The sequence below is a fragment of the Mesorhizobium sp. M0051 genome (assembly GCF_040323235.1).
In the GTDB taxonomy this organism is placed as follows: Bacteria; Pseudomonadota; Alphaproteobacteria; order Rhizobiales; family Rhizobiaceae; genus Mesorhizobium.
The window spans coordinates 166730-172900 of sequence record NZ_JAMYUT010000012.1 but is presented as its reverse complement, the minus strand read 5'-3'; the positions used below and the strand labels follow the sequence as shown (position 1 = coordinate 172900).

At 60.0% G+C, this 6171-nt stretch carries 3 protein-coding genes; 2 read left to right on the top strand and 1 reads right to left on the bottom strand.

Features of this window, described 5'->3' with window-relative positions; translation table 11 throughout:
- Positions 1-487: 487 nt before the first annotated feature.
- Together NKJ90_RS15280 and NKJ90_RS15275 are read left to right on the top strand one after the other, a co-directional pair.
- Entirely contained in the window at positions 488-1066 is a 579-nt protein-coding gene (locus tag NKJ90_RS15280) for a recombinase family protein (RefSeq protein ID WP_352486291.1), read from the top strand.
- A gap of 70 nt (positions 1067-1136) precedes the next feature.
- Entirely contained in the window at positions 1137-2165 is a 1029-nt protein-coding gene (locus NKJ90_RS15275; RefSeq protein WP_352486290.1) for an alpha/beta hydrolase family protein, read from the top strand.
- Between the two features lie 400 nt (positions 2166-2565).
- Here the strand turns inward: NKJ90_RS15275 and NKJ90_RS15270 are convergent, their stop codons facing one another.
- Positions 2566-6006 carry an AAA family ATPase gene (locus NKJ90_RS15270; protein WP_352486289.1) on the bottom strand — a complete coding sequence of 1147 codons (3441 nt, stop codon included), beginning with the start codon at positions 6004-6006 and terminating at the stop codon, positions 2566-2568.
- Positions 6007-6171: the final 165 nt, after the last annotated feature.

Genomic DNA, 6171 nt, shown 5'->3' with positions numbered 1-6171 from the left:
TTTGCTAGGAACCGAACGCCCTTCCCTATGAGGGTCGCATTTCTAACTTGCCAGCGCTGTCTCATCTCTAACTTGCTTTAACATCACCATTTACAATTAATATTTTTTCAATTATTTAGAGTATTCACGGTGAACATCGGGCATCATACTCGCGATAGCCCACCGGAAATCTCTCAACTGTTACAGTAGGCACTCCTCCTATAAGCTTCAGTTAGACAGATCTATGCTACTTAGCACCACCTCACCGCCTGACACGACTCAACGGGAGACTCTGAACTCTTCCGTAACGCCGAAGGCCGGCGTTCCAGGTCGGACCATATCGGCCCATTTCGCGCAGCTTCTTCGGCAGATCGTTGCTGCGTCGCATAATTCCTAAAAGCTGCAACAGATCGGCCGTCCCCTGAAAGTCAGGGGGTTTTTGTGTCGCATGTCTTTGTCGCAAGTGATAATTGTCCTTGCGACATAACTTGCGAGGAAGCCCGCCACGATGATGATTGGCTATGCCCGGGTCTCCACCCAGGGCCAGGACCTCGACCAGCAGCACGCGGCGCTTGGCGCGGCCGGCTGCATTCGCCTCTTTGAGGAAAAGGTTTCCGGGGCAAAGCGAGATCGGCCCGAGCTTGTGAAGCTCCTCGACCATTTGCGCCCCGGCGACGTGGTGACGGTCACCAGGCTAGACCGCCTCGCCCGATCGACGCGCGACCTTCTCGATATTGCCGAGCGGATCAGGGAGGCCGAGGCCGGCTTGCGATCTTTGGCCGAGCCATGGGCCGACACGACGACGCCGGCCGGCCGCATGGTGTTGACCGTGTTCGCCGGCGTTGCGGATTTCGAGCGATCCTTGATTGTGGAGCGCACCAGCGCTGGCAGGATCGCGGCCAGGGCACGTGGAGTGCGGTTCGGTCCTTCCCCTGCCCTATCGGCCGACCAGGTCACGCACGCCCGTCAGCTCATCGCCCAAGACAAGCCTGTGACTGAGGTTGCACGGCTCCTGAAGGTGCATCGAGCAACCCTTTATCGGGCGCTAAACAGTGTGGAGGGATGTCCAGCCGCCTCTGTCGAGTGAATGAAGTACGGCGGGACTTCAGCATTGGTTTTATGATGATAGGTTTCCGACCTGCAAGAAAGGAGAGAAAATGTTCCGTTATCTAGCGCGCCGTTATGATCGCAAGCACGTTCTGAGATCATTAGAACGACAGAGGCGTATTCATGATAAGGCGGTTCCATTTTCTCAAGATGGTTCTGACGAACTGGTCTTCAATGAAATTTCCAAGGGCGAGGCGTTTTTCGCCCCTATATTGCCAGCTGTTCCGTTAAGGGAAGAAGCGGATGGTGTTCTATTCCAATCTGATATTTCAACTGACGACCTGACGAACAATGCGTTCGAATGCGTTGTTGCCGACAGCGGATTGAAACAACATGCGATTGTTGTGTTTCATCATTGGTATGCTCGGAGTCGGTATCCGGCATTTTCAAAATACTTCGCTCGAAAGGGCATAACGGTTATTGAAGCTACACTTCCGTATCATTTTGGGCGGGCTTCGAATGACTATTCTGAGGAGAAACTTTTCAACGCGAATTTAGGGCGCACCGTCCAGTCGATGAGACAGGCTGTCTTAGATGGCCGTAAGATTGTTCGTTGGCTTTATGATCAGGGGTATCAGAAAATCTCGGTTGTAGGGATGTGTTTGGGTGGCACTATTGCGGGTCTCGTTGCTGCCCAAGAGCAGAAGGTTGATAAGGCGGTTCTCATGGTATCGCCGGGAAGCCCAGCTGATCTCGTCTGGACTGCGGAGACCATGACGGCCTTACGTGGTCGTATTGAACCGTCCATGTCACTGGAAGGGCTAAGAACCGCTTGGGGTCTCATCGATCTAGAGAAGCATCTTTTCGGCCTTACCCGTCCTCGTCTGGATTTGATGTTCTTGCTCGGTAAGGACGATACGGTTGCGCGCCCAGAAGGCTCTGAGCGTCTCATTAAGTTGCTGGCGAAGTGCAATCTTCCGCCTGAGGTCGTGCGGCTGAATTGCGGGCACTCATCAATTGGAATGTTCCCCTACAATTTGATCGCGGCTCGGAAGGTTCTTCGTTTTTTGAAAGAAACCCCGACCCTGTCAGAGCTTTGGGAGGTCCGGGGGTTTCGCTACGACTTTAGTGAGGTTTGAGCTATTTGATGTCTCCGCGCCGGATCGGGGCGAGGGCGCGCCGGATGCGGTTCGGTCTCTCCCCTGCCCTATCGGCCGACGAGCTCGCCCATGCGCGACGGTATCAACGGCGATATTGAGCGCGGTCGAGGTCGCCCGGCTCCTGAAGGAGCATCGCGCGACCCTCTACAGGGGCACCAGTACCTCTGCACAGAGGTTTGGTTGGGTAGGCCCGAAGTGACGGCAGTTGATTTGGCTCGAGGGCGACACCTGGCTGCCTGCGGATCAGGCCGGTACCTGTCCTCTCGGCGCGCTCACGCTTCGGGCCGATTGCAGCCTCCGCAGATGGGGGGCATCAAGGCTCCGCGCTGGATGAAAACGACAGCCGGCCCACGCGCCGCTTTCATAGCAGCCCTTTTCCCTACTGCTTCAGCCGTGTCGACTTGGATTCTCGCGCTGAAAGACGCTCAGTTTCGGCCTGTCGCCTGGACGCGACTTCACCAGATCGGGCCGCAGAATAGAGAGCCGCGGCCTCACCCAACCTGCCCTGCTCGGATTTCGGTGCGGACGGATGTTCAAACGGTTTGCCCGATGCTGTCGCACGAGCGATTTCGCGAGCGCCGTCTTCACCGAAACGGGCTTCAATCGATTTCCTGAATGTGGCGATCTCCCGACTGACCTCCTGATCGGCTGACACCGCCTTGAAGGCTTCGGCTCGCTCGCGATCATCCTTGGCCATTGCAATTTTTCCGAGCGCGGCTTTCGCCCGATCCGAAACATCCCTTACCTCCACCGCGTCAGCCTTGAGCTGCTTTTCGACCTCGGCGCGATAGGATTGCTCGGCCAGGTTCTCGAACTCGGCAGCCCGGACAATGTTCGGACCGATCGCCGCGGTTGCTCTATGAGCTGCTTCCCGCTCCTCACGAGCCTTAGCGCCGGCGAAGAACCCTTCCCTGCCCCGCAGTTCGCCAAGCAGTGCTGCATCAACCGATATCCGTTGTGCAGCACTTGTCGGGCCGTCTCGCGCAATGATTTCGTCGAGACGCCGCGCCGCGGATTTCGGATCACGGTAGGCGGTCTGCAGATAGATTGAGCGAGCCTCGCGCTCGCGCTGTACATCCGCATCGCGACTGACAGCAGCGGCGATGCTTTTTTCGTCGATCGATCGCCCAAAGCTGTCGCGGCGCACGCCACCAGCAGCCACATCCTGGAATGCAGCTATCAGCACCCTGAGGTCCGCTGGCCGGTCGGGGGTGGTGCTGGGCGACCCCTCTTCATTTCTGGCACCTGGAACGGCCTGCCGATTTTCGGTTTTGCTCGCCACGACCCGATCATCAGCTGGCCCGCGGCGATAGCTGCCTACTGCCTTTTTTGACTTCTGCGCCACGACGGGCTCAGGCGTCGCGCCTCGATGCTCAGGCCGACGCTGGCTCTCCGCGTTCTTGGCAACCGCGCCGGACTGCATCTCCGGAGTGCGCGGATCTGCCTGACGCATGCCCGCGTGTGCCTCTTCGGCAACTGAAGCCATCCGCTGCTCCTCTGGTTCCCGGTCATCCTGAGCTTGCCCAACATGCAACACTGTCCGAGCGTTCTCCGTCGCCCGTCCCTCGTCCAACTTCGCCCGTTGTTCCGCGCTGAGCTCGTCGCGTGTTGCATAAGCCACTGACGCCGCCTTGATCTCGTTGCGGCCGATCTGGCGGGCGAGCTGCCGCAAATCCCGCGCAGTCTGGGTCGCCACGAAGATTGTCGCGCTCTCACGCTGCCTCGTCAGCGCAACATAGCTCGAGGCGGCACGCCAGTGATGCGTGTGCATGAGATAGGTATGGTCGAGCGTCTTGCCCTGGCCTTTGTAGATCGTGCCGGCATAGCCGTGCCGGAATCCAGAAAACTCCGATGCATACCATTCGACCTTCCGCCCTTCCCGGCCTGCCGCCGCATCGAGCACGACACCTATGCGGCCAAAGTTGCGGTCAATGCTGGTGATCACGCCGGCATTGCCGTTGTAGATGCCGGCGCCCTTCAGCGTATCCGTGAACTGCACCCGGTCGCCGACCGCGAACGCGGCCTCCCCGTGCTTGGTGGTAAACACAAAGTCCTCACCGAGCTCACCACGTTCGCGACGAACCGCGCGCAGATCCTTGTTCAGCGCGTCGACATCCTTGTTGGTGTAGGCGAACACGAACCGCGATGCCGTCGGATTGGAGGCAGCAGCCTTGGCCCACCGTTCGACCAGTTTTTCTCGCAATTCGTCCTGCTTCGACGTCCACACCACCGATTTGTTTCGCGCGAAGGCCCGCAAGGCTTGCTCGAAGCGCCCGTCCGACAGATCGCGCGCCGCCTCTTTTTGCCAATCCACCTTCTGGCGTGTCACCTGCGTGATCTCGGCCGAGCCGTGTTCTTTCTTCAGTTCGGTGAACAGCCCGCCGCGCTCGATCGAGCCGAGTTGCCGGTCGTCGCCTGCCAGCACAACCTTGGCGCCCGACAGCCGCGCTTCGCGTAACACCTCGCCGGTCACCTTGGCGTCCATCATCGCCGCCTCGTCGACAACAACCAGCGTGCGATGGTCCCACTGCACACGGCCATTCTTCAGCCGGAACAGTTCGGCATGAACGGTGGACGAGCGCGCAAAACCGTCCTCCTTCATCGTCTGCGCCACGGCGTTTGTCGGCGCCAGTCCGACAACCCGATAACCCGCCGCCTCATGCGACTCGCGAATGGAGCCAAGTGCAAAACTCTTTCCCGTCCCGGCCCGGCCTTCGATTATCTTTAGCCCGCCGGACTCCGTCGCATGATCGAACGCGGCCAACTGATCCGCGCGCAGTTCCTGCACGGATACGAGCCGCTCGCGCGCCCTTGCCCCGACATCGCGATGTGACCCTCCGGCCACGCGCCGACCATCGGCAAGCGCCAAAATCTCCTGGTCGCGCACCGCCCGCGTTGTCCAGCGTCCTGCACTCTCGCCTGTCTCCCGGTCATGCAGCGCCAGCACATCGTCACGCCCGAGCACCTTGCCCCTCACATCCGCCCGTTCGCCCTCATCGCGAATGTGCCTTTTCAGATGCCGGTCCAGATCGTACTCGGAAAAGCTCGCCTGGTTGCGCGTCAGAACAGCGAGCACATGGTCCGGATCGCGCGCGGCTTCTTCATTGGCTCGCCTGATATGCTCGGCCCGCACATTGGCCTCCGCACCCGGCGTGCGCATGCGGATCGGGCCGATATGCTCCTGCGGCACCGCGCTCGTCGCATCGACGCGGATCAAAAGCCCCTGTTCGGCAAAATAGCGGTTCTGATGATCGCGCCACAATTGTCCCCAGGCCTCACCCTCAGCGACAATGGCCCGCCCCCCGCCCCGCTTGATGACGGGATCGAGATCGCGCGCTTTTTTGGCGGCAAACCCCTCCTCCCCAAGACGCCGCGTCGTGATCAACAAATGCGCATGGTAATTAGCCCGCTCGCCCTTGCTCTCCGCCCCATGCGGCGCATGGACATCGAGCTGCACCGCCAGCCCTTTCGAGACAAAATGTTCCTGCGCAAACGACCTTGCCAGCTCCACCCGGTCGTCATGGCCAAGCTCTTCATTGGCCGGCAGGGCCAGCACGAGCTCGCGCGCCAGCTGCGCGTCCTTGCGTTTTTCCATGGCCTCGGCCGCGTTCCACAGCGCATCGCTCGACGCCAGCTCTGACGGTGCGCCTTCCGGCAACAGCACCTCGTGATGCTCCGGCGCCTCGCGGTGCTTGAAGTAAAACACCTCGCCGGTGCGTTGCGCCTTGATCGCCTCGCGGCCGTTATAGGCGGCCGAGCGCACCGCACTGCCGCCGTCCGAGCGGGAGATGTAGCGGGCACGGGCGAAAGCGATAGCCATTGCCGCAGGATGCCATCACTGACCCGCCGGTGCAAGCAAGCATTCGGAGAATGCATATTGCGTCTGCAACAATTCATCGGCCAGCGTATCGACTTACCTTCGGCGATGTGGCAGAACCGTAGCTGCGGACCACGCCGGGACCTTGGTTGCATCCCCCGGCATATA